Genomic DNA, 22,097 nt, shown 5'->3' with positions numbered 1-22,097 from the left:
GCCGGCGAGCGGGAGGGAGGGATCGAGGTCGTCATGGTGTCACACTACGCGTGCTCAGATCACGCCGTCGGACAGCGTGGTCGGGTTGCCGAACCGGTGATTGGTGATCGAGATGGCCTGCTCGCGCAGGAACGTCAGCACCTCCACCCGGCCGGACGGCGTGACGGGACCGTCGTACACCGCCACGTCGGGACTTCCCCCGAGCGCCGCGGCGAGGGCCGCAGGATCGCCGCCGATCAGGCGGATGCGGTGGGCGCCGATCCGCCGTCCGCGCACACGGGACAGCCAGTGCGCGTCGGACTCCACGACGACCTCCACCTCCCGCTCCCGGAGGAGCGCGAGCGTGGCCTTGGGCAGTTTCGCCGGAGTGCTGACCGTGAAGGGCGAACGGGCGACGGTCGCCGCGGCCATGACCCGGAGGAGCTCGGGCAGCGAACTGCCCTCCGACAGCCGGATCGCGACGGGCACCGGCCGGTAGCGGAACAGGTTGCGCTCCACGCCGAGGGCCGATACGTCTTTCACCCGGTGGTATTCGTTGGCGACCGCGATGGCGTCGCTGAGCGCCGAGCGCCGCACCAGGTCGAACGAGGGGTAGTCCATCGACGACTGGCCGGACTCGATGAGGTCGGAGACCCGGGGCTCGAGCCCGCGGAGATGGAGGCTGGAGCTGGCGTTCCCCGCCTCGGGCACCCAGCGGCCGAGACCGATCAGGTAGTTGGGGCCGCCCGCTTTGGCCCCGGCGCCGACCGACGAGCGCTTCCAGCCGCCGAACGGCTGCCGCCGCACGATGGCGCCGGTGATGCCTCGGTTGACGTAGAGGTTGCCGGCCTCGACGGTGTCGATCCAGTGCGCGAGCTCCTCCGAATCGAGGAGTGGAGCCCCGCCGTCAGAGCCGTACTCGACGGCGTTCTGCAACCGGATCGCCTCATCGAGATCGCGTGCGGTCATGATCCCGAGGACGGGACCGAAGAACTCCGTCAGGTGGAAGTAGGACCCCGGCTGCACGCCGGTCCGGATCCCGGGCGACCACAGCCGGCCCGAGCTGTCGAGCTGCCTGGGCTCGACGAGCCACTCCTCCCCTGTTCCGAGCGTGGTGAGCGCATGCCGCAGCTTGCCCGACGCCGGCTCGATGAGCGGTCCCATCTGGCTGACGGGGTCGTACGGGAAGCCGACGCGCAGGCTGGTCGTCGCATCGATCAGCTGGTTGCGGAACCGCTCCGACTTCGCGACCGACCCGACGAGGATCACCAGACTCGCCGCCGAGCACTTCTGCCCGGCGTGACCGAAGCTGCCTCTTCACGATGTCGGACACGGCGAGGTCGTAGTCGGCGCTCGGCGTGACGACGATCGCGTTCTTGCCGCTGGTCTCCGCAAGGAGCGGCAGGTCGGGCCGCCACGAGCGGAACAGCCGCGCGGTCTCGTAGGCGCCCGTGAGGATCACCCGGTCGACCCGTGGGTCGGCGATGAGCTGCTGGCCGAGCTCGTTCTCCGCCACGTCGACCAGCGCCAGCAGCTCGCGCGGGAAACCGGCCTCCCAGAGTGCCTCCACCATCACGGCTGCGGACCGTCGCGCCTGAGGCGCCGGCTTGATGATCACGCCGCTGCCCGCGGCGAGCGCCGCCAGCACCGAGCCTGCAGGGATCGCGACCGGGAAGTTCCACGGCGGTGCCACGACGGTCAGCGCCGAGGGAACGAATCTCGCCCCCTGCACCATGTCGAGCTCTCGCGCTCGCGTGGCGTAGTAGCGGGCGAAGTCCACCGCCTCGCTGACCTCGGGATCGGCCTCGGCGATGGTCTTCCCCGTCTCCGCCGCCATGACCTCGATCAGCCGATCCCGGTTGGCTTCCAGCGCGTGCGCGGCGCGATCGACCAGCGCTGCGCGCTCCTGGCCGGTCCTCCGCCCCCATCCGGCGCCCGCCTCCGCGACCATCCGCATGATCCGGTCGAGTCGCTCGCTCTCCTGGACGACGGCCGCCGCGACGGTGTCCTCGCCGAGCACGGACGACGCGGCCCGCGCGAGGATCCGCCGGCCCCAGGCGCGGTTCGCCGCACGCGACGGATCCGTATCGGGCGCGTTGTGGAAGCCGTCCGTCTGCTCGGCCGCGGGCGGCGCTTGCACGGGCGACGGAAGCTCGATGCCGCCGGAGCCACGCGTCAGGCCCAGCACCACGCTGGTCAGTCCCTGCTCCTCCGGTGTCACCGTCTCCGGAGCCGGAGCACGCGTGAACGACGGCGCAGTCGTCACCTCCCACTCCTGCGCGTTCGATCCTGCCGGCGGTTCGGCAGCGGTGCGGCACCTCGGGGCCCGGCCTGAGCCTCCAGCTCGGCGACCGACCCGAGGAATCGCTCGCTTCTCCTGCTCGAACAGCCCCGGATCGGACCCGAGCCGGAAGACCGCGGACATGAAGTTCTCGGTGCTGGCGTTCTCTTCGAGCCGCCGGATCAGATAGGAGATGGCCACGTCGAACTCGCGCGGGTCGACCACGGGCGTGTAGAGCACGAGCGGCCCGACCGTTCGGCGTGACGACCTCCGCCTGGGCGGTCGCCATGCCGAGCAGCATCTCGAAGTCGATCCTCTCCGTCACGCCGCGCCGCGAGGCGAGCAGCCACGCGTACGCGATGTCGAAGAGGTTGTGGCCGGCAACGCCGATCTTGACGGCGTCCGCGTGCTCCGGCGTCAGAGCCCAGTCGAGCACCCGCTTGTAGTTGGCGTCCGTCGACTGCTTGCTGCCGAAGGTCGCCAGCGGCCAGTCGTGGATGGTCGCATCCACCCGCTCCATCGCCAGGTTGGCGCCTTTCACCACGCCGGACCTTGATCGGGGCACCGCCCTGGACACGTCGCTGCGTCGCCCACTCCGTCAGGGTCTGCAGAGCGTCGAGCGCGTCGGGCAGATACGCCTGGAGCACGATCCCCGCCTCGAGCCCGAGGAACTGCGGCTTGCTCAGGATGGTCGTGAACACGGCCATCGTCAGGTCGAGATCGCGGTACTCCTCCATGTCGAGGTTGATGAACTTCGGCGTCGGGGATGCGGCGGCGAGCTCGTACAGGGGGTCAGCCGTTCGACGACGCGCTCGACCGTTTCGTCGAACGCCCACATGGACAACTGCGAGGCGATCGAGGAGACCTTGATCGAGACGTAGTCCACGTCGTCCCGCCCGAGGAGGGTCCGCGTGCCCTGGAAACGCCGCAGCGCCTCCTTCTCGCCGAGCACCGCTTCGCCCAGCAGGTTGAGGTTGAGCCGCGCGCCAGGGCCGTCGGCGTCGCCGGAGGACCGCAGGTCGGCGATCGCCGGGCCGAGCTTCTCAGGGGTCGCATCGACGACGAGGTGGCCGACCATAGTTGCGCAGCACCCGCCGTGCGATGGGGATGACGATCCACGGCAGCACCGGCCCGAACACGCCACCCAGCCAGATGGCGAAGCGCAGGTACCAGGGCAGGAACCGCGGGATGCGCCGGGCCACGCGCTGCAGGTTGTAGCCGGCGACGAAGAGGTCTTGCGGGCGGGCGACGCCGTCGACGAACCCGACGGCGAACTCCAGTCCGTCGGGATCGCTGAGAACGCCCGCGAGCCGTTCTGCGGCGGGATCCTGACGCGCCTCAGGGCCGCCGGCCGCCCGGGCACTCTCGGCGAGCCACTGCTGCACCAGCTGGACCGCCTCGTGAGCGATCGCAGCCGGACGCGCCTCGGCTCCGTCTGTTGCATCGACCATGCTGACGACACTATTACCCGGCGCTGGGGAGCCGCGGAAGCGACCTGAACATGTGGATAACTGCTCCGCGGCTAGAGTCGTGGACATGATCGACCGCTCCCTCGAACCCAGCCGCGACGCACGACATCGTGATCGTCGGGGGCGGCCACAACGGGCTCACCGCCGCCGCCTACCTCGCCCGCGCCGGCAAGTCCGTCATCCTGCTCGAGCGGCTCGACGACGTCGGCGGCGCGGCCGTCAGCGCGCAGGCGTTCGCCGGCGTCGAGGCGCGTCTCTCGCGCTACTCCTACCTGGTGAGCCTCCTCCCGCAGCGCATCATCGACGACCTGGGCCTGCACATCCAGCTGGCCCGCCGCCGCTACTCCTCCTATACGCCGGTCCCCGGGGACCCGGACGGCGCCGGACTCCTGATCGACAACACCGACGAGACCGCGACGGCCGCATCCTTCGCCCGCATCGGCGCGACCGACGACGCGGAAGGGTTCGACTCCGTCTACCGCAGCACCGGCGAGCTGGCACGCGCCCTCTGGCCGACCGTCACCGAGCCGCTGCTCACGCGCTCCGAGGCGAAGGCCCTCGTCGGGGACGAGGAGCTGTGGAATGCGCTGATCGAACGCCCGATCGGCGAGTTCATCGAGTCGCGGGTGCAGAGCGACCTCGTGCGCGGCGTCGTCGCGACGGACGCCCTGATCGGCACCTTCGCCAGCGTCTCCGACCCGTCTCCTCGCGCAGAACCGCTGCTTCCTCTATCACGTGATCGGCCAGGGCACCGGCGAATGGGACGTCCCTGTCGGCGGCATGGGCGCGGTCACCGGCGAGCTCGCCCGCGTCGCGCGCGAGGCCGGCGCCCGGATCGTCACCGGCGCCGAGGTCACCCGTATCGACCCGGACGGGACCGTGGAGTACATCCGGAACGGCCACGAGCGACGGGTCGAGGGATCGACCGTGCTCGTCAACGTCGCGCCGGATGTGCTCGACGGCCTGCTGGGCGAATCGCCCGAGCCGCCGCGCCCGAGGGCCGAAGGCGCCCAGGTCAAGGTGAACCTGCTGCTGGAGCGCCTGCCCCGTCTGCGCGACGACGCCATCGACCCGGCTGCGGCCTTCGGCGGCACCTTCCACATCAACGAGACCTACCGCCAGCTGGAGGACGCGTACTCGGGCATGACCCGCGGTGTCATGCCCGAACTGCTCCCGTGCGAGATCTACTGCCACACCCTGGCGGACCCGAGCATCCTCGACCCCGAGCTGGCCCAGTCCGGCGCGCAGACGATCACCGTGTTCGGCCTGCACACGCCCGACCGCTGGCTCACCGACGAGAACAACGACGCGACGCGGCAGCGGCTTCAGGATGCGGTGCTCGCGTCCCTCGACTCGGTCCTCGCCGAGCCTGTCGAGAGCCTCCTGCTGACGGATGCCGACGGCCGGCCGTGCATCGAGACCAAGACGACGCGCGACCTCGAGCAGGCGCTCAACATGCCTGGCGGCAACATCTTCCACGGCCCGCTCTCGTGGCCGTTCGCCGAGGACGACGAACCGCTCGCCACACCGGCCGAGCGCTGGGGCGTCGCGACGCGTCATCCGCGCATCCTGCTCTGCGGCTCCGGGGCCCGCCGCGGCGGTGCCGTCAGCGGGCTCGGCGGCCACAATGCGGCCATGGCCGTGCTGGAAGGCTGAAAGCATCCGAAGCATCCCTCTGCCGATTCGGCGGCGGCATGACTAGTGTGAGCATCACCAGAGGTTGAGCCGACGGAGGTGCACGATGATGCCGCAGCCGACAGGAGCGACTGGTCCGCAAGGATGACGGGGTCTACCTCGTCCTGGACCGGATGTTCAAAGCGCCGATCGAACAGGTCTGGACCTACTTCGGCCGGTCGCCGAGGCTCGCCGAATGGCTGGGCGAGTTCACCGGTTCGGGCGCGACCGGGGCGGTGAAGTTCCGGCTCACGGCCGACGGTGGCGAGGCCGAGTGGCAGGACGTCACGGTGATGGAGTGCGCTGCCCCGCATCGGCTGCATGCCGACGTCGGGCCCGCCGGATCGTCGCACCGGATGTTCGCCCACCTGACCGAGTCGAGCGGGCACACCACGGTGACCGTCGGACGACGCCTGCGCTCGGTCGTGGAGGAGGCCGACGCCGGCCCGCGCTGGGACTACTACCTCGACCGGCTCGTCGCCGCGCACGACCACAAGCCGCTCCCCGAGTGGAGCAACTATGTCCCGGCGATGACGGAGCACTACCGGACGCTGTGCCGGGAGCTCGATCGTGACCTGCGGTCCGAGACCGCTGCTGCCCGGTCCGCGGGAGGCAGCTGACCTTCTCAGTGCCAGCGGTGGTCCTGCACCGACATCCGCGGGCCCCGCCGCTGGAACCGGAACCCGCTCGCGAAGATGAGCCGCACCACGCGCTGCTGGTGACCCGCCCAGGGCTCCAGCAGCTCGAGCATCCCGTCGTCGTCGACCCGGCGGCCGGTCAGCGCCTCGCCCACCTGGTGGGCCAGATGGTAGTCGCCGACGCTGACGAGATCAGGATGCGCGTGGGAGCGCTGCAGGGTCTCGGCGGCCGTCCACAACCCGACCCCGGGAATCGTCTGCAGCGCCGACTCAGCGGCGGAGAGCGTCTCGGCGCCCTCGACCGCCCGCTCCAGCGACGGCGCGACCGCGAGCACCGCCTGCACGGCGCGTGCCCGGCGTGGATCGACCCCTGCGCGATGCCACTCCCACGACTGGATGCCGCGCCACTGCTGAAGAGTCGGGGTGACCCGCATCCCCTCGGGCGCCGGTCCGGGAGCGGGCTCGCCGTACCAGCGCAGCAGCCGCGCCCACGAGCGGTACGCCTCCAGGCTCGTCACCCGCTGCTCGATGATCGCCGGGATCAGCGCTTCGAGCATCCTTCCGGTGCGGGCCAGCCGCAGGCCCGGGTTCCGGCGGCGGCTGTCACGGAGCAGAGGATGGCCGTCCACGTCGAGCTCCGACCAGTCGTCACCATGGCCGAGCAGCGCGGGAACCGCCTCGATGGCCCACGCGGCTCCCGGGCCCCACGCAGCCGCCCCGACCGAGCCATCCGCTGCCGGACGCTGGATGCGCAGGGTCGCCGGCCCGGCGGGCGTGCGCCACGTGCGCCACATCCCGCGCAGGTCCCACACCGTGGTCGGGTCGTACGGACCACGACCGAGGAGACCGAGAGTGCCCGGCAGGTCGAGCCGTTCCGCCGGCCGGTAGACGGTCTCCGCATCCGGCGGCGTGCCCGGCCCGGAGGCGCGGGGCACGGGCAGGACGGCGGTCATGCAGGAATGCTACGTCACCCGTCTGACGGTGGGATGCGCGCCGGGGGCTACCCGCACGTCGGTGGTCTCCCCTACATTTCCTCCCATGGGAATCGAACTCGACACGAACGCTGTCGCGCGCCTGCGCGACAGCGTCACCGGAACGGTCTACGTCCGCGGCGATGAGGGGCTCGCCGCCGAGGTCTCCTGCTTCAACCCCGCGATCCGCCACGACCCCGACATCGTGGTCGCCGTCGCCGGCGAGGACGACGTCGTGGAGGCCGTGCGCTTCGCGCGCGAGGCCGGCCTCCCGGTCCGCGTGCAGGCCACCGGCCACGGAGCGGAATCCCCGATCTCCGGCGGCATGATCGTCTCGACCCGGGGGCTGGACGGGTTGTCCGTCGACCCGGCGACCGGCCTGGCGCGCATCGGCGCCGGGCTCCGCTGGGCGCCTGTGATCATCGCGGCCGCTGAGCACGGACTGGCGCCGATCACCGGCTCCTCCACAAGCGTCGGCGCCGTCGGCTACACGCTGGGTGGCGGGATCGGCCCGCTGGCGCGCCGGTACGGCTTCACCGCCGACTGGGTGCGCGCCTTCCGCGTCGCCACAGCCGACGGACGGATCGTCACGGCCGACCGCGACACCAACGAAGACCTGTTCTGGGGGCTGCGCGGCGGCAAGGGCGGCCTCGGCGTCGTGACGGAGATGACGCTCGAGCTCGTGCCGTTGCGCTCCCTCTACGGCGGCAGCGTCTTCTTCGACGGCGGCGCCATCGAACCCGCACTGCGCGCCTGGATCGACTGGTCGGCCGAGCTGCCCGACGAGGCGACCACGTCCATCGCCCTGCTGAACGTGCCCGATATGGACGGCCCGCCGCCGCCCTCCGCGGCCGCACCGTGCTGAGCGTGCGGTTCGCGTACCCCGGTGACCCGGAGGAAGGCGAACGGCTGTTCGCGCCCATCCGCGCCGCAGCCCCGGTGTATCTCGACTTCGTGGGCGAGATGCCGACGACCGCGATGGCCAGCATCCACAACGACCCGGAGGAGGGCGGGCCCACCTGGATCCGCGGGTTCATGCTCGACACGTTCGATCAGGATGCGGGCGACGTGATCCTCGAACTGGCCGGTCCCGGCTCTGGCGCGCCGTTCCTCGCGGTGGAGATCCGTCAGATCGGCGGAGCGACCGCCCGCGACACCGACGACGGCACAGCCGTCGGCGGCCGCGACAGCGGGTACACCCTCTCGCTGCTCGCCGCCGACCCGTCGACGTTCGCCGAGGCGGCCCCGGCCCGGGCGCTCGCGATCGCGGAGGCGCTGCGGGACCGCATCTCGGTCGTGACGAACGTCAACTTCGCCGGTGATCTCGCAGACGCGGCGGCCTTCGAGAAGGTCTGGCCACCGGCGGTATCCGAGCGACTGGCCAGCGCGCGAGCGGAGTGGGATCCCGAGCGGGTGTTCGCCTTCGGCCCCTCCTGAGCGCGGGACTCAGTCCGTCACTCGCTCCAGACGCTCGGCGCCTCGGCGCGGGTCGAGGAAGCGCCGCGTCGGCTCCCCACTCGACCAGCCACTCGGGCACGGTGACATCCGTCGGCGACGGGCCCACCGCCTCCAACAGCTCATCGATCGTGACGACGCCGCCCCGGCGCTTGAGGAAGCGACCGCGGATGAACGCCTGCGTGTAGATCTCACCGTCGACGGTGAACCGCTGCTCGACGTACACCGCCTTGTCGTCGAAGCCGAGGATGCGCGACTCCACGACGAACGGCTGCCACAGCTCGAGCGACTTGCGGAAGGAGATCGTCTCCGACGCGACCACGGGGTACCAGCCCCGGCTCTTGAAGATCGCCCAGACGCCGTTGCGCTGCAGCAGGTCGAACCGTCCGATGTCGGCGATCGACAGGTACACGCCGTTGTTCATGTGCTTCAGGATGTCGAGGTCGGTCGGGAGGACGCGGAACTTCGTGCGCGCCACATCCCAATGCCCGAGCCGTCGCCCGAACCGGGAGATGATCGCGTGAAGCATCGTCCGGAAGATCATGTGCACGCCGTCATGTTAGTGATCCGCCGAGGGATCGGCGCATTCGTTGTGCGGCTCCTCCAACAGTGCTCCGGACACCGCGGAGCGCGATTGTCCGTTCCACGACAGCCCCGGGCGGACGGGGGTCGGCGATTCAGCGCGGGAGCGGGACTTCGAGGATGCTGACGCCTGCGGGCGGCGCCGAGAGCGCCTGGTCGAGCTCGCCCTTGGTCTGCGCGACGCCGTAGTGCCAGCCGTACGCAGAGGCGAGCGCCCCGAGGTCCACCGTCTGCGGCGTGTAGAGGACACGGTCGAACGAGAGAGCGGATGCGGTCCCGGCGACCTCCAGCCCGTCGAAGATCGTCCCTCCCCCGTCGTTGCCCACGACGACCTGGAGGTGCGGACGCGCCTCGCCGACGCCGAACAGCAGCGAGCCGACGTCGTGGAGCAGCGCGAGGTCGCCGAGCAGGACGCGCGTGACCCCGGTCGGCGACGCGGACCCGGGGGCCTCGGCGGGCCGCTGACTCGCGAGCGCGATGCCCGTCGCCGTCGCGATCGTGCCGTCGATGCCCGCCAGCCCGCGGTTGGCGTGCACGGAGATCTTCTTGCCCGGGACCGTGCGATCCACATCCCGGATCAGGCGGGAGGCGCCCAGGACGAGCCGGTCGTGGGGCCAGGTGTAGCGCCAGAGGGCTTCGGCGAGCAGCGTCCGCGTGATCGGGGCGCGTACGGCGGCCAGCTCGGTGGACGCGAACGCGAGAGCGTCGGCCGGGTCGAACGATCGGGCCTTCTCGACGTCCGGTGCGACAGCAGCGGCCCCGGATGCGCGCTCCGCCTCCTCGAGGAGCCGACGGCTGGCGAACACCCAGCGGCCGACCCATCCCCGCACCTCCGGCGAGCGGACGTCGATGGACGCATCCGCTCGCACTCCGCCGACGATCCGTGCACGATGCGCCGGGTTGTACGCCTGCGCGCCGGTCGGGGCGACCACCAGGACCTCGATATCGTCGCGAGCCAGGAGCACGGGTACCTCGCGGCTCAGCGTCGGGTGGCCGAACACGATCGCGCGTTCGACCGCGCCGCCGAAGGCCTCCTCGCGCAGCAGTTCGCGGTACGCGACCACGAGGTTGGGGCCGAAGTGGGCTCCGCTCGAGACCTCCGCCAGCAGCGGCAACCCGGCTTCGCGCGCGAACTCCTCGGCGCGGGGCCCGGAGTCCGCTCCGGCGACGACGACGGTGCGAGCCTCCCCTCCGACCGTGACGACATCGCGACCGAGCGCCGAGGGGTCCGCGGTCGGAGGCAGTTCGCCCGCAAGTGCTTCGGGCAGCTCGGGCACCGCGACCGAGAGCGGCTCCCGAAAGGCGACATTGAGGTGCACGGGACCCGGATCGGCCGTGTCCGCGCCGACGGCTGCGCGCACGGCCGCTTCGGCGAGCGCGCTCGCCCCCTCCGGCTCGCTCTCGTCGCCCGCGGGCGCTTCGACGTCGACGGACCAGCGGACCGCGGCCGCATAGAGACCGTCCTGCTGGGTCGTCTGGTTTGCGCGGATGCCACGCAGCTCCTCAGGACGGTCGCCGGTGAGGACGATGAGGGGGATGCCGGCTTCGTGCGCTTCCAGCACGGCCGGGTGCAGGTTGGCCGTCGCGGTGCCGCTGGTCGTGATCACGACCGCCGGGGCGCTGGTCTCGCGCGCCAGCCCGAGGGCGAGGAAGCCGCCCGAGCGTTCGTCGATCCGCACGTGAAGTCGCGCGGACCCGGACCGCTCCAGTTCCGCGGCCACCAGTGCAAGGGCCTGCGATCGCGAGCCGGGGCTGACGACGAGATCGCGGACGCCGTTGCGCACGAGCGCACTCAGGAGGGCCAGCGAGAAGTCCGTTGCCGGGTTGCCCGTGCGGAGGTCGAGCTCGACGGGCGCAGCGGTGCCCGTCTCGGGGGAATCGCCCGCGTGCGGGCGGTCACCCATCCCGGCGGCCGGTCTGATCGTTGTCCGGACCGTTGTCGTCCAGTTCGGCGAGCTCCTTCTCGAGCTGTCGGATGCGCTCCTCCTGGTCGCGGTCCATCCGCAGTTTGCCGAGGAACTCGGGGTCGTCATCCGGAGCGGTCACGCGGCGGACTCCGTCGGCTCGACGCCGGCCGCGGCCGATGAGAAACCAGAGGATTCCGCCGATGAGGGGGAACAGGATGACGACGAGCAGCCACAGGGGCTTGGGAAGGCCACGCACGCGCGAACGGTCGAACAGGGCGCAGTCTGCCACCGAATAGATGTAGAACACCACGGCTGCGACGCCGAGGGCTATCCAGAGGCGAACCATAGCCCAATCGTAACTCTCAGAGACGGTCTCTAAGCTGGGAGGGTGAAGCGGATTCCCTCTTGGATCACCTACACCGTGCTGCGCCTCCTGGTGTTCGCGGTGCCGCTCGTGATCCTGCTTCTGCTGGGCCTCGTCTGGTGGCTGGCCGTCATCGCCGCCGCCCTGATCGGGCTCTGCCTGTCGTACATCTTCCTGAGCCGCCCGCGCAACGCGGTGTCGTCCGACCTGTACGCCGCCCGGCACCGCGAGAAGCCGTCACGGTCGGAGGACGACGAGGTCGAGGATGCCGCCGTCGAGACGCGCACCGAAGCGGGCGACCGCGATCAGAACGCGTAGGCGACGCCCAGCGCGATGCCCACGAGCAGGCCGGTGATGCTCGTCAGCTGAAGGGCCGTCACGAGATTCCCGGGGCGAGCGCCCGAAGAGCGTGATGACGCAGGCCGGGATCGCCGCCAGCAGCGCGAACATCCCGAACCACGCCAGCGGGTAGAACCACGCCAGCACGCCGAGGATGACGAACGGCACCAGCAGCAGGACGCAGAACACGATGCGCGACGCCACGCGCCCAAGCAGCACCGCGAGGGTGCGCTTGCGGGCGCGGCGGTCGGGCTCGATGTCGCGGATGTTGTTGACCATGAGCACCGCGCAGGCGATGAGGCCGGCGATCACTCCGCCGTACCAGGCCTCCTGGTTGACGGTGTCCGCGAGCATGTAGGTGGTGCCGACGGTCGCGACGAGCCCGAAGAACACGAAGACGAAGACTTCGCCGAGACCGTAGTAACCGTAGGGGCGCCGCCCGCCGGTGTAGAACCACGCGGCCGCGATCGCCGCGGCGCCGATCAGGAGGACCCACCAGTGCTGCGTGAGGATGACGAGGATCAGCCCGGCGACGGCCGCCAGGCCGAAGAAGGTCAGGGCAACGGTCAGGACCGCCCGCGGCGCCGCCTTGCCGGAGCCGGTGAGGCGTCCGGGGCCCACTCGGAACTCGTCCGTCCCGCGTACGCCGTCCGAGTAGTCGTTGGCGTAGTTCACCGCGATCTGCAGGAGCACGGCGACGGCCAGGCAGTAGCAGAGACCGGATCGGGTGCCAGACGCCCGGGCCCTCGGCGACCTTCGCCGCCCCGACGCCGATGAGCACCGGCGCGACGGCGAGCGGGAGGGTGCGGAGTCGCGCTCCGGCGATCCAGTCGGCCGTCGCTGCGGGCTTGACCGCCGCCGCGGCCGCCCCCGGGCGTCCGCTGCGACCCCCGCGCGGTCCGCGCGCCATGGGTGGCGCCATGCGCTGCATGCGTGGCTTGTTCTGACTCATCACAGAGCGAATCGTAACAACATCCGCTAAGCCCCTTCGTCGCCGTCGCCGTCGCCGTCGCCGTCGCCGACGTCACCGGCGTCGTCCGCGGCGAGCGCCGCCACGGCGACCCGGTCCGGCTTCCCGCTCGCCAGCCGCGGCATGCGCTCCAGTTCGACCACACGGTCCGGCGCCGCAGCCCGGCCCAACCGGCCGGCGACGGCCCGGCGCAGCTCGGCCAGGGGTAGCCGCGCAGCGCCCTCCGTCGCGACCACCGGGACCTCCCCCACTCGGGATGCCGCGCGCCCACCACGACCGCCTGTTCGAAGCCGGGGACCTCGTGCACCGTGCGCTCCACGGCATCCAGCAGCACCTTCTCCCTCCCGAGATGATGACGTTGTCCGATCGGCCGAATACGCTCACGCGCCCCTCCGCGGAAACCTCTCCGAGGTCGCCGGTGCGGTACCACCGCACCCCATCGGCTTCGTGGAACGCCCTCGCCGTCCGTTCCGGATCGCCGAGGTAGCCCTCCGCAAGGACCGGCCCGGAGATCTCCAGCTGGCCGTCGGACGCACGCACGAGAGTCGTACCGATCGGGACGCCGTCGTAGACGCATCCACCCGCCGTCTCGCTGGAACCGTACGTCGCCGTGACGCGCGCCCCGAGGCGCTCCGCTCGGTCGCGCAACGACGGCGACAACGCCTGGCCTCCGACGAGGATCCCGTCGAATCGGCGCAGGGCCGCGGCGACCCGGCGGGAGCCGCCCTCCGCGCGCTCGACCAGCCGCGCCAGCTGCGCCGGCACGAGCGACGTGTAGCGCAGGTCGTGATCAAGGCGATCCGCCGCGTCCGCGAACCGCTCCGCGTCGAAGTGCCCTTCGCCGTACTGCACGGGCTCGGTCTCCGCCGCCAGCGACCGGATCAGCACCTGCGCACCGGCGACGTAATGCGCCGGCAGGGCGAGCAGCCACTGCCCCTGTCCGCCCAGCGCCCCCGCCGATGCGGCCGCGCTGGCCAGCAGCGCGTCCGCCGACAGAGCCACCCTCTTGGGCACGCCCGTGGATCCGGACGTCTCGATGACCAGCGCGACGTTCTGCGCCACTCGCTCAGCCTCGGGCCGTCGGCCTCGCCCTCGGCGGAACCGGCCCCGGAGCCCAGGCCGGTGCCCGGCGCCCGCGGCGCCGCTCGCGGGAGCACCGCGTCGCCCCCACCCGTCAGCGCGTCGCGAAGCGCCGCGAAAACCTCCTCCGGTTGCGACGCGTCGACCACGCGCAGGATCCGCGTCGCATGACACGGCCGCTCAGTACTGCCAGGGGAACGGCGACCAGTCCGGTTCCCTCTTCTGCAGGAAGGCATCGCGCCCTTCGACCGCCTCGTCCGTCCCGTACGCCAGCCGGGTAGCCTCCCCCGCGAACACCTGCTGCCCCACGAGTCCGTCGTCGACCGCGTTGAACGCGAACTTCAGCATCCGGATGGCCGTCGGCGACTTCGTGAGGATCTCGTTCGCCCACTCCAGCGCCACCGTCTCCAGCTCGGCGTGAGGGACCACCGCGTTGACCGCGCCCACCTCGTAGGCCCGCTGCGCGGAGTACTCGCGGGCGAGGAAGAAGACCTCGCGCCCGACCTTCTGCCCCACTTGCCGCGCGAAGTAGGCCGAGCCGTATCCGGCGTCGAACGACCCGACGTCGGCATCCGTCTGCTTGAACCGGCCGTGCTCCTCGCTTGCGATGGTCAGATCGCAGACGACATGGAGCGAGTGGCCCCTCCGGCGGCCCACCCCGGCACGACCGCGATCACCACCTTCGGCATGAAGCGGATGAGCCTCTGGACCTCGAGGATGTGCAGCCGGCCGCCGCGGGCCGCATCGATCCCGGATGCCGTCTCGCCCTCCGCGTACTTGTAGCCGTCGCGGCCGCGGATGCGCTGGTCTCCGCCCGAGCAGAACGCCCACCCGCCGTCCTTCGGGCTCGGACCATTGCCGGTCAGCAGCACCACGCCGATGCGCGGGTTGGTGCGCGCATCCTCCAACGCCGCGTAGAGCTCGTCGACCGTGTGCGGGCGGAAGGCGCTCCGCACCTCCGGCCGATCGAACGCCACGCGGGCGATGCGACCGGTCACGTCGTGGTGGTACGTGATGTCGGTGAGGCCGCCGAAGCCCGGCACCTCGCGCCACGTCTCGGGGTCGAAAAGTTCTGACACATCCGCTTGCATGGGACCAAGCCTACGGTTCGCCGTGGCCGCCGGACCGGGCCATGCAAGACTTGTGGAATGGTTCCGGAAATCGCCGACCTGTTAGCAACAGCGCGCATCGTCGCTCTGCCGATGACAACGCGCTTCCGGGGCATCACGGTCCGCGAGGCCGTGCTGTTCGAGGGTCCGCATGGGTGGACGGAGTTCTCGCCGTTCGCGGAGTACGACGACACCGAGGCCGCCACCTGGCTGCACGCTGCGATCGACTTCGGCTGGCGCCCCACCCCACCGGCGTTGCGCGACCGCATCCCCGTCAACGCCACTGTTCCGGCGGTCCCGGCCGACGAGGTGACTCCCGTGCTCGCGCGCTACCCGGGTGCCCGGACGGCGAAGGTCAAGGTGGCGGAGCCCGGTCAGACGCTCGCGGACGATGTCGCCCGCGTCCGGGCCGTGCGAGACGCACTCGGCGCAGAAGGCCGTATCCGCATCGACGCGAACACCCTCTGGAACCTCGACGAGGCCGAGCACGCGGTGCATGCCCTGGCACCTTTCGATCTCGAGTACGTCGAGCAGCCGTGCGCGACGGTCGAAGAACTGGCCGAACTCCGGCGCCGCATCCGGTACATGGGCATCCCTGTCGCCGCGGACGAGAGCGTGCGGAAAGCCTCCGATCCGCTCGCCGTGGCGAAGGCGGGAGCGGCAGACATCCTCGTGGTCAAGGCTCAGCCGCTGGGAGGGGTGCACAGGGCTCAGCGGATCGTGGCGGAGGCCGGCCTGCCGGCGGTCGTGTCCAGTGCGATCGACACTTCCATAGGGATCGCGATGGGTGCGCACCTCGCCGCCGCATTGCCGGAGCTCGACTTCGACTGCGGCCTGGGAACGGTCGCCATGTTCGTCCACGACGTCGCCGATGAACCGTTGATGCCGCACGATGGCAGCATCCCGGTCACCCGCCCCACGGTCTCGTCGCGGCGGGTGGATGCGCTCAGCGCCGACGCCGACCGCGCCGAATGGTGGCTCGACCGGCTCCGACGGTGTCACCGCATCCTGGAGCACGACGCCGCTCTGTGAAGCGCATCAGGCGTACAGCCGCTCCGGCACGTCCAGTCCGTAGATGGCACGACCCGAGTTCCAGATGACGGCGCATGCGGCGCGCAGCAGGTCGACCTCGTCGGACCCCTCGGACACGATCCGTACGTCGTTGCCGTCGATCGCGACCGCCGCATTGCGGACGCTCACGGCCCCGTTGCGGGCCGTCCGGATCTCCGGATAGGGCTCGGTGAGGCCGCGCAGGTCGCGGAGGATGTACGTCGGGCGCGAGTCGGCGTCCGCCGAAAGCAGCTGCTTTCCCGTGTCGATCCCGGTCAGCACCAGGACGGAGTCGATGCCCGCCCGGTTCGCGCCGAGCACATCCGTATCCAGCCGGTCGCCGATGAACAGAGGCTTGCGGGCTCCGAAACGCGCGACCGCCTCGTCGAAGATCGCCCGCTCCGGCTTGCCCGCGACGAGCGGCAGCCGGCCGACAGCGGTGTGCACCGCCGAGACGAGGGTGCCGTTCCCCGGGGCGATGCCGCGAGCGACGGGAATCGTCCAGTCCGTGTTCGTCGCGATCCACGGCCGCTCGGCGTCCGTGCGCCCCTGCAGCGCGAACGAGGCCTCCGCGAGCTCTGCCCAACCGAGCTCCGGGGAGAATCCCTGGATCACCGCGGCCGGCCCGTCCTCGGCGGATCGGGTCACCGTGAACCCGGCCTTCTGCACCTCATCCACCAGTCCGTCCCCGCCGACGACGAGGATGCTGGAACCGGCGGGAACGTGCTGGGCCAGCAGGCGAACGGCGGCCTGGGGCGACGTGACGACATCGGACGGTTGGACATGCAGGCCGAGCTCGGTGAGGTGGCTCGCCACGGTCGCATCCGTCCTGGACGCGTTGTTGGTGATGTAGCCGACGCGGATGCTGTCGGCCACGCCGTTCAGGCTCTCTACGGCGAAGGGGATGGGGTCCGCGCCCTTGTAGACGACGCCGTCGAGGTCCGCCAGCACGAGGTCGACGCCGTCAAGTGGCGTCGCGCCCTCACTGCTCCGTCGAAACAGGGCCATCGTTCGGCTCGTCCTTCCCGTCGTCCGTCCCCTCGCCTGTCGCCGGTTCCGGCGCTTCGTCGGAGGAGTCGATGACGATGTCCTCTTCGATGATGTCGACCGTCTCGTGCTCGTCGAGAGCGTGCGCCACATCCAGCGCAGCCTCTGCGCGTTCTGCGCGCTCGCGCCACTGACGGGCCTGCGCCTCCCGCCCGAGCTCCTCGAGGACCTCCGCGTACGCGTGGAACAGGTCCGCACTGTAGCTGAACGCCCGGTCGGGGTCGAGCTGGGGGATCTCGAGCTCGGCGAGTGCGGCCTCTGGCTGCCCCAGGTCCAGGCGGGCTCCCGACATGGCGATCGCCAGGGAGACCTGGACGTCGACCGAAGCGTCGAGCGGTCGACCGAGCGCCCCAGCTCGAGCGCACGATCCGGCCGGCCCACCCCGCGCTCGCTGTCGACCATCAGGGGAAGCTGGTCATTGGAACCGGAGATCCGCCGGTACGTGCGCAGCTCACGCAGCGCCAGAGCGAAGTCGCCTGTGGCGTAGGCGGTGATCGCGAGCGTCTCGCGGACCACGGCGACCCGCCCGGCTCGGCGAGACGCCGACACGGCATGCTCGTGTGCAAGTTGCGGATCGGATTCGATCAGCCGGCCGGCCATGACGAGGTGCTTGGCCACCCAGTCGGCGTTGTCCTTGCTCAGGGTCTTGAGCTCGACGCGCGCCTCGCCGGGCAGGTCGCGTGCCTGGACGTCGTCCGGGATGATCGGGTCGTCGTGCCGGGGCCGAACCGACTGGAGTTCACGCGAACGCTGCTCGTTCTCGTCGTACTGCCTGCGCTCGTCCCGAGCGTCGCGGTCCCCGCGCGCGGGAGCTCCGTTGCGCGTCCAGAGCTTCTCGTCACGGCCGCTGCGCTGACCGCCGTCGCGCCGAGCACCGCCGTCGCGACCGCGCGGAGCTCCTCCACGCCTGTCGTCACGGAAGCCGCCCTGCTTGCGGTCGGCGCTCCCAGGGCCGAACCGCTCGCTCGCCCGAGCCGCTCCGCTCGGCGCCGCGGTATCCACCCGACGACCGCTCACCCGAACGACCGTCCCGCTCGCCGCCGCGGTATCCTCCCGGAGCCCGCTCGCCCGAACGACCGTCCCGCGATCCTGCGGATGGGCGGAACCCTCCTCGCTCGGTGGAACGCGACGCGCCGTGCTGCTGCGAACCGGCCGAGCGGTGGCCGCTTCCGCGACGCGAGCCGGAGCGATCGGCGTCGCCGCTGGGGCGGTAGCCGTCCTGGGAACGCCGCGGGCGGTCGCCACTGTTGCGACGGCCCTCGCTTCCGCGCTCGCCCTCGCGATCGCCGCGCCACTGCCCGCGACCGCTGCCGGATGCGGATCGGTTACGCGATGCGCCGCCACCCCGTGCGGACGGCCACTCGACTGGGGCGGCCGCTCGACTGCGGGCGCCCGCGACGGCCGTCGTCGTCACCCGGACGGCGCTGGCCGTCTCCGGACCGGCCGGGACGTCCCGGCTGCTGCCGGCCCTCGGACCGCTCGTTGCGAGGGTTCTCGTCGGACGGGGTGTCGCTCACGGGTGCTCCTGTCGATTACACGGGGTCGGGCCCAGCCTATGCTTTGCGCCGCCAGCGACCCCGTTAACACGAAATGGCCACCCATCACTGGGTGGCCATCTCACAAAGAAGTCCGGCGGTGTCCTACTCTCCCACAGGGTCCCCCTGCAGTACCATCGGCGCAGAGAGTCTTAGCTTCCGGGTTCGGAATGTAACCGGGCGTTTCCCTCTCGCTATGGCCGCCGAAACACTATTGATGTATCAAAGTGAACGATCAAGCGTTAGCTCGAATCAGTTCTCGACCGTACATCGAGAACCACATAGTGGACGCGGGCAATCTCTGGCCCCTCATGCCAGCCTTACAACGATGCATGAGAGTGGTGATTATCAAGTTATCGGCTTATTAGTACCGGTCAGCTCCATGGGTCTTTAGTCCCCACTTCCACATCCGGCCTATCAACCCAGTAGTCTAGCTGGGAGCCTCTCGCCCGAAGGCATGGAAATCTCATCTTGAGGCCGGCTTCCCGCTTAGATGCTTTCAGCGGTTATCCATCCCGAACGTAGCTAACCAGCGGTGCTCCTGGCGGAACAACTGGCACACCAGAGGTTCGTCCAACCCGGTCCTCTCGTACTAGGGTCAGATCCTCTCAAATTTCCTACGCGCGCAGCGGATAGGGACCGAACTGTCTCACGACGTTCTAAACCCAGCTCGCGTACCGCTTTAATGGGCGAACAGCCCAACCCTTGGGACCTACTCCAGCCCCAGGATGCGACGAGCCGACATCGAGGTGCCAAACCATGCCGTCGATATGGACTCTTGGGCAAGATCAGCCTGTTATCCCCGAGGTACCTTTTATCCGTTGAGCGACAGCGCTTCCACAAGCCACTGCCGGATCACTAGTCCCGACTTTCGTCCCTGCTCGACTTGTCAGTCTCACAGTCAAGCTCCCTTGTGCACTTACACTCGACACCTGATTGCCAACCAGGTTGAGGGAACCTTTGGGCGCCTCCGTTACTTTTTGGGAGGCAACCGCCCCAGTTAAACTACCCACCAGGCACTGTCCCTGAACCGGATTACGGTTCTAAGTTAGATATCCAGAGTGACCAGAGTGGTATTTCAACAATGACTCCACCGAACACTGGCGTGCCGCGCTTCAAAGTCTCCCACCTATCCTACACAAGCCACACCGAACACCAATACCAAGCTGTAGTAAAGGTCACGGGGTCTTTCCGTCCTGCTGCGCGTAACGAGCATCTTTACTCGTAGTGCAATTTCGCCGAGTTCGCGGTTGAGACAGCTGGGAAGTCGTTACGCCATTCGTGCAGGTCGGAACTTACCCGACAAGGAATTTCGCTACCTTAGGATGGTTATAGTTACCACCGCCGTTTACTGGGGCTTAAATTCTGAGCTTCGCCGAAGCTAACCCTTCCTCTTAACCTTCCAGCACCGGGCAGGCGTCAGTCCGTATACATCGTCTTGCGACTTGGCACGGACCTGTGTTTTTAGTAAACAGTCGCTTCCCACTGGTCTCTGCGGCCTTCAAACGCTCCCGGAGCAAGTCCGTTCACGCCTCAGGCCCCCCTTCTCCCGAAGTTACGGGGGCATTTTGCCGAGTTCCTTAACCACGATTCTCTCGATCTCCTTGGTATTCTCTACCTGACCACCTGAGTCGGTTTGGGGTACGGGCGGCTGGAACCTCGCGTCGATGCTTTTCTCGGCAGCATAGGATCACCCATTTCGTCAATGAAGACTACGCATCGTGCCTGGGCCTATGTGAGAGACGGATTTGCCTATCTCTCGGCTTACACACTTACACCGGGACAACCATCGCCCGGCTGGGCTACCTTCCTGCGTCACACCTGTTAATACGCTAGCCGCACCAGCATGGGGTCGAGCGTTAGGCCCGGACCTTCACCCCGAAGGGATCCGTGTCCAGGATTAGGACTCTTAGCACCACTGGATTAGCTTGGGCGGTTCTTCGCCGGTACGGGAATATCAACCCGTTGTCCATCGACTACGCCTGTCGGCCTCGCCTTAGGTCCCGACTTACCCAGGGCGGATTAGCCTGGCCCTGGAACCCTTGGTCTTTCGGAGGACGGGTTTCTCACCCGTCTTTCGCTACTCATGCCTGCATTCTCACTCGTGTGGCGTCCACGGCTGGTTTACACCGCCGCTTCACTCGCCACACGACGCTCTCCTACCCATCAACACGGCTGGACCACGAAGGCCTACCAATAATGTCAATGCCACAACTTCGGTGGCGTGCTTGAGCCCCGTTACATTGTCGGCGCGGAATCACTTGACCAGTGAGCTATTACGCACTCTTTCAAGGGTGGCTGCTTCTAAGCCAACCTCCTGGTTGTCTGTGCAACTCCACATCCTTTCCCACTTAGCACGCGCTTAGGGACCTTAGTTGGTGGTCTGGGTTGTTTCCCTCTCGACGATGAAGCTTATCCCCCACCGTCTCACTGCTGCGCTCTCACTTACCGGCATTCGGAGTTTGGCTGACGTCAGTAACCTTTTGGGGCCCATCGGCCATCCAGTAGCTCTACCTCCGGCAAGAAACACGCAACGCTGCACCTAAATGCATTTCGGAGAGAACCAGCTATCACGAAGTTTGATTGGCCTTTCACCCCTATCCACAGCTCATCCCCTCAGTTTTCAACCTAAGTGGGTTCGGTCCTCCACGACGTCTTACCGTCGCTTCAACCTGGCCATGGATAGATCACTTCGCTTCGGGTCTAGGACATGCGACTGAATCGCCCTATTCAGACTCGCTTTCGCTACGGCTACCCCTCACGGGTTAACCTCGCCACATATCGCTAACTCGCAGGCTCATTCTTCAAAAGGCACGCTGTCACCCCTACAAGGAGGCTCCAACGGTTTGTAAGCAAACGGTTTCAGGTACTATTTCACTCCCCTCCCGGGGTACTTTTCACCTTTCCCTCACGGTACTTGTCCGCTATCGGTCATCTGGGAGTATTTAGGCTTATCAGGTGGTCCTGACAGATTCACACGGGATTTCTCGGGCCCCGTGCTACTTGGGATACTCTTCGCGCCATTGGACCATTTCGGCTACGGGGTTGGCACCCTCTATGACTGGCCTTTCAATACCATTCGCCTATGATCCTTTGTAACGCTTGCAGTTCGGCAGAAGCTGCTGAAAAGTCCCGCAACCCCGACCATGCAACGCCTGCCGGCTATCACACATGATCGGTTTAGCCTCTTCCGGTTTCGCTCGCCACTACTAACGGAATCGCTTTTGCTTTCTCTTCCTGTGGGTACTGAGATGTTTCACTTCCCCACGTTCCCTCTACCCGCCCTATATATTCAGGCGGGAGTCACTGGGTCACCATTACGGGCCCAGCGGGGTTTCCCCATTCGGAGATCCTCGGATCAAAGCTCGTTTATCAGCTCCCCGAGGCTTATCGCAGATTACTACGTCCTTCTTCGGCTCCAGATGCCAAGGCATCCACCGTTTGCTCTTAGAAACTTGAAATCACATGAGTTTATAGAATCGATCGACTCATCCGAAGATGAGCAGATTGACCAATGATCTATCAGTACATAAGTACTGTGATCTATGTGATTCGAACCCGAAGGTTCGAATCTAAGATGCTCGCGTCCACTGTGTAGTTCTCAAAGTACGGGCGGTACCTTCTCCGCCGGCCCAGTTATGGCCGAC

General features: G+C 68.5%; 11 protein-coding genes, 2 rRNA genes and 4 pseudogenes. 5 read left to right on the top strand and 12 right to left on the bottom strand.

Translation table 11 applies throughout. From position 1 onward, the window contains the following. Window positions 1-54: 54 nt before the first annotated feature. A pseudogene (locus tag ACRAWC_RS24730) lies at window positions 55-3,711 on the bottom strand (proline dehydrogenase family protein). 125 nt (window positions 3,712-3,836) lie between these two features. On the opposite strand from ACRAWC_RS24730, the pseudogene ACRAWC_RS24725 reads away from it, so the two are divergent. Both ACRAWC_RS24725 and ACRAWC_RS24720 read left to right on the top strand, forming a co-directional pair. Next, a pseudogene (locus ACRAWC_RS24725) lies at window positions 3,837-5,385 on the top strand (phytoene desaturase family protein). Window positions 5,386-5,537: 152 nt separating this feature from the next. Continuing rightward, on the top strand, window positions 5,538-6,023 hold the full coding sequence (locus tag ACRAWC_RS24720; RefSeq protein WP_431349888.1) for an SRPBCC domain-containing protein: 486 nt from the start codon (window positions 5,538-5,540) through the stop codon (window positions 6,021-6,023). A gap of 5 nt (window positions 6,024-6,028) precedes the next feature. Here ACRAWC_RS24720 and ACRAWC_RS24715 read toward each other — a convergent pair whose 3' ends face one another. Continuing rightward, a complete protein-coding gene (locus ACRAWC_RS24715) occupies window positions 6,029-6,994 on the bottom strand; it encodes a DNA-3-methyladenine glycosylase family protein (protein ID WP_431246246.1) in 966 nt (321 codons plus the stop codon). Between the two features lie 85 nt (window positions 6,995-7,079). Here ACRAWC_RS24715 and ACRAWC_RS24710 point away from each other — a divergent pair, with 85 nt between their 5' ends. After that, window positions 7,080-7,877, top strand: a complete 798-nt coding sequence (locus tag ACRAWC_RS24710; protein ID WP_431349887.1) for an FAD-binding oxidoreductase — start codon at window positions 7,080-7,082, stop codon at window positions 7,875-7,877. 441 nt (window positions 7,878-8,318) lie between these two features. On the opposite strand, the gene ACRAWC_RS24705 is transcribed toward ACRAWC_RS24710, so the two are convergent. The 3 genes from ACRAWC_RS24705 to ACRAWC_RS24695 form a co-directional block, all read right to left on the bottom strand. Next, on the bottom strand, window positions 8,319-9,011 hold the full coding sequence (locus ACRAWC_RS24705) for a thioesterase family protein (protein WP_431349989.1): 693 nt from the start codon (window positions 9,009-9,011) through the stop codon (window positions 8,319-8,321). Between the two features lie 133 nt (window positions 9,012-9,144). Then, entirely contained in the window at window positions 9,145-10,953 is a 1,809-nt protein-coding gene (gene menD / locus ACRAWC_RS24700) for a 2-succinyl-5-enolpyruvyl-6-hydroxy-3-cyclohexene-1-carboxylic-acid synthase (protein ID WP_431246244.1), read from the bottom strand. Then, window positions 10,946-11,302, bottom strand: a complete 357-nt coding sequence (locus tag ACRAWC_RS24695) for a PLD nuclease N-terminal domain-containing protein (RefSeq protein WP_431219731.1) — start codon at window positions 11,300-11,302, stop codon at window positions 10,946-10,948. The genes menD and ACRAWC_RS24695 overlap by 8 nt, the downstream gene beginning before the upstream one ends. A 42-nt stretch (window positions 11,303-11,344) precedes the next feature. Between ACRAWC_RS24695 and ACRAWC_RS24690 the strand changes: the two genes are divergently transcribed. Then, complete coding sequence (locus tag ACRAWC_RS24690; RefSeq protein ID WP_431219730.1) at window positions 11,345-11,638, top strand: DUF4229 domain-containing protein; 294 nt, start codon at window positions 11,345-11,347, stop codon at window positions 11,636-11,638. Here the strand turns inward: ACRAWC_RS24690 and ACRAWC_RS24685 are convergent. The 3 genes and pseudogenes from ACRAWC_RS24685 to ACRAWC_RS24675 form a co-directional block, all read right to left on the bottom strand. Continuing rightward, window positions 11,626-12,611: pseudogene (locus ACRAWC_RS24685) on the bottom strand (1,4-dihydroxy-2-naphthoate polyprenyltransferase). The gene ACRAWC_RS24690 and the pseudogene ACRAWC_RS24685 overlap by 13 nt on opposite strands. Window positions 12,612-12,683: 72 nt before the next feature. Continuing rightward, entirely contained in the window at window positions 12,684-13,691 is a 1,008-nt protein-coding gene (locus ACRAWC_RS24680) for an AMP-binding protein (protein WP_431349886.1), read from the bottom strand. Between the two features lie 198 nt (window positions 13,692-13,889). After that, window positions 13,890-14,800 (bottom strand): annotated as a pseudogene (locus ACRAWC_RS24675) (1,4-dihydroxy-2-naphthoyl-CoA synthase). 57 nt (window positions 14,801-14,857) lie between these two features. On the opposite strand from ACRAWC_RS24675, the gene ACRAWC_RS24670 reads away from it, so the two are divergent. Then, window positions 14,858-15,850: an o-succinylbenzoate synthase gene (locus ACRAWC_RS24670; RefSeq protein ID WP_431246241.1), complete on the top strand. Its 993-nt coding sequence runs from the start codon at window positions 14,858-14,860 to the stop codon at window positions 15,848-15,850. Window positions 15,851-15,856: 6 nt separating this feature from the next. On the opposite strand, the gene ACRAWC_RS24665 is transcribed toward ACRAWC_RS24670, so the two are convergent. The 4 genes from ACRAWC_RS24665 to ACRAWC_RS24650 form a co-directional block, all read right to left on the bottom strand. After that, window positions 15,857-16,876: an HAD-IIA family hydrolase gene (locus ACRAWC_RS24665; RefSeq protein ID WP_431246240.1), complete on the bottom strand. Its 1,020-nt coding sequence runs from the start codon at window positions 16,874-16,876 to the stop codon at window positions 15,857-15,859. Continuing rightward, window positions 16,851-17,207, bottom strand: coding sequence for a hypothetical protein (locus ACRAWC_RS24660; RefSeq protein WP_431349885.1), 357 nt, complete (start codon window positions 17,205-17,207; stop codon window positions 16,851-16,853). Before ACRAWC_RS24660 ends, ACRAWC_RS24665 begins: the two co-directional genes overlap by 26 nt. A gap of 1,335 nt (window positions 17,208-18,542) precedes the next feature. Beyond that, a 5S ribosomal RNA gene (gene rrf, locus ACRAWC_RS24655) occupies window positions 18,543-18,658 on the bottom strand. 136 nt (window positions 18,659-18,794) lie between these two features. Then, window positions 18,795-21,911 (bottom strand): 23S ribosomal RNA (locus ACRAWC_RS24650). Window positions 21,912-22,097 lie beyond the last annotated feature (186 nt).

The organism is Leifsonia sp. L25, from assembly GCF_050632895.1.
Note: the sequence above shows the minus strand (reverse complement) of the source record. Positions and strands in the feature narration are given on the sequence as shown.

What these genes read in the sequence shown, in the direction of transcription:
- ACRAWC_RS24720 (WP_431349888.1), top strand. Translation starts at nt 5,538, where the DNA reads ATGTTCAAAGCGCCGATCGAACAGGTCTGGACCTACTTCGGCCGGTCG.
- ACRAWC_RS24670 (WP_431246241.1), top strand. Translation starts at nt 14,858, where the DNA reads ATGGTTCCGGAAATCGCCGACCTGTTAGCAACAGCGCGCATCGTCGCT.
- ACRAWC_RS24660 (WP_431349885.1), bottom strand. Translation starts at nt 17,207, where the DNA reads ATGTCGGGAGCCCGCCTGGACCTGGGGCAGCCAGAGGCCGCACTCGCC.
- ACRAWC_RS24715 (WP_431246246.1), bottom strand. Translation starts at nt 6,994, where the DNA reads ATGACCGCCGTCCTGCCCGTGCCCCGCGCCTCCGGGCCGGGCACGCCG.
- ACRAWC_RS24695 (WP_431219731.1), bottom strand. Translation starts at nt 11,302, where the DNA reads ATGGTTCGCCTCTGGATAGCCCTCGGCGTCGCAGCCGTGGTGTTCTAC.
- ACRAWC_RS24665 (WP_431246240.1), bottom strand. Translation starts at nt 16,876, where the DNA reads ATGGCCCTGTTTCGACGGAGCAGTGAGGGCGCGACGCCACTTGACGGC.
- menD (WP_431246244.1), bottom strand. Translation starts at nt 10,953, where the DNA reads ATGGGTGACCGCCCGCACGCGGGCGATTCCCCCGAGACGGGCACCGCT.
- ACRAWC_RS24710 (WP_431349887.1), top strand. Translation starts at nt 7,080, where the DNA reads ATGGGAATCGAACTCGACACGAACGCTGTCGCGCGCCTGCGCGACAGC.
- ACRAWC_RS24705 (WP_431349989.1), bottom strand. Translation starts at nt 9,011, where the DNA reads ATGATCTTCCGGACGATGCTTCACGCGATCATCTCCCGGTTCGGGCGA.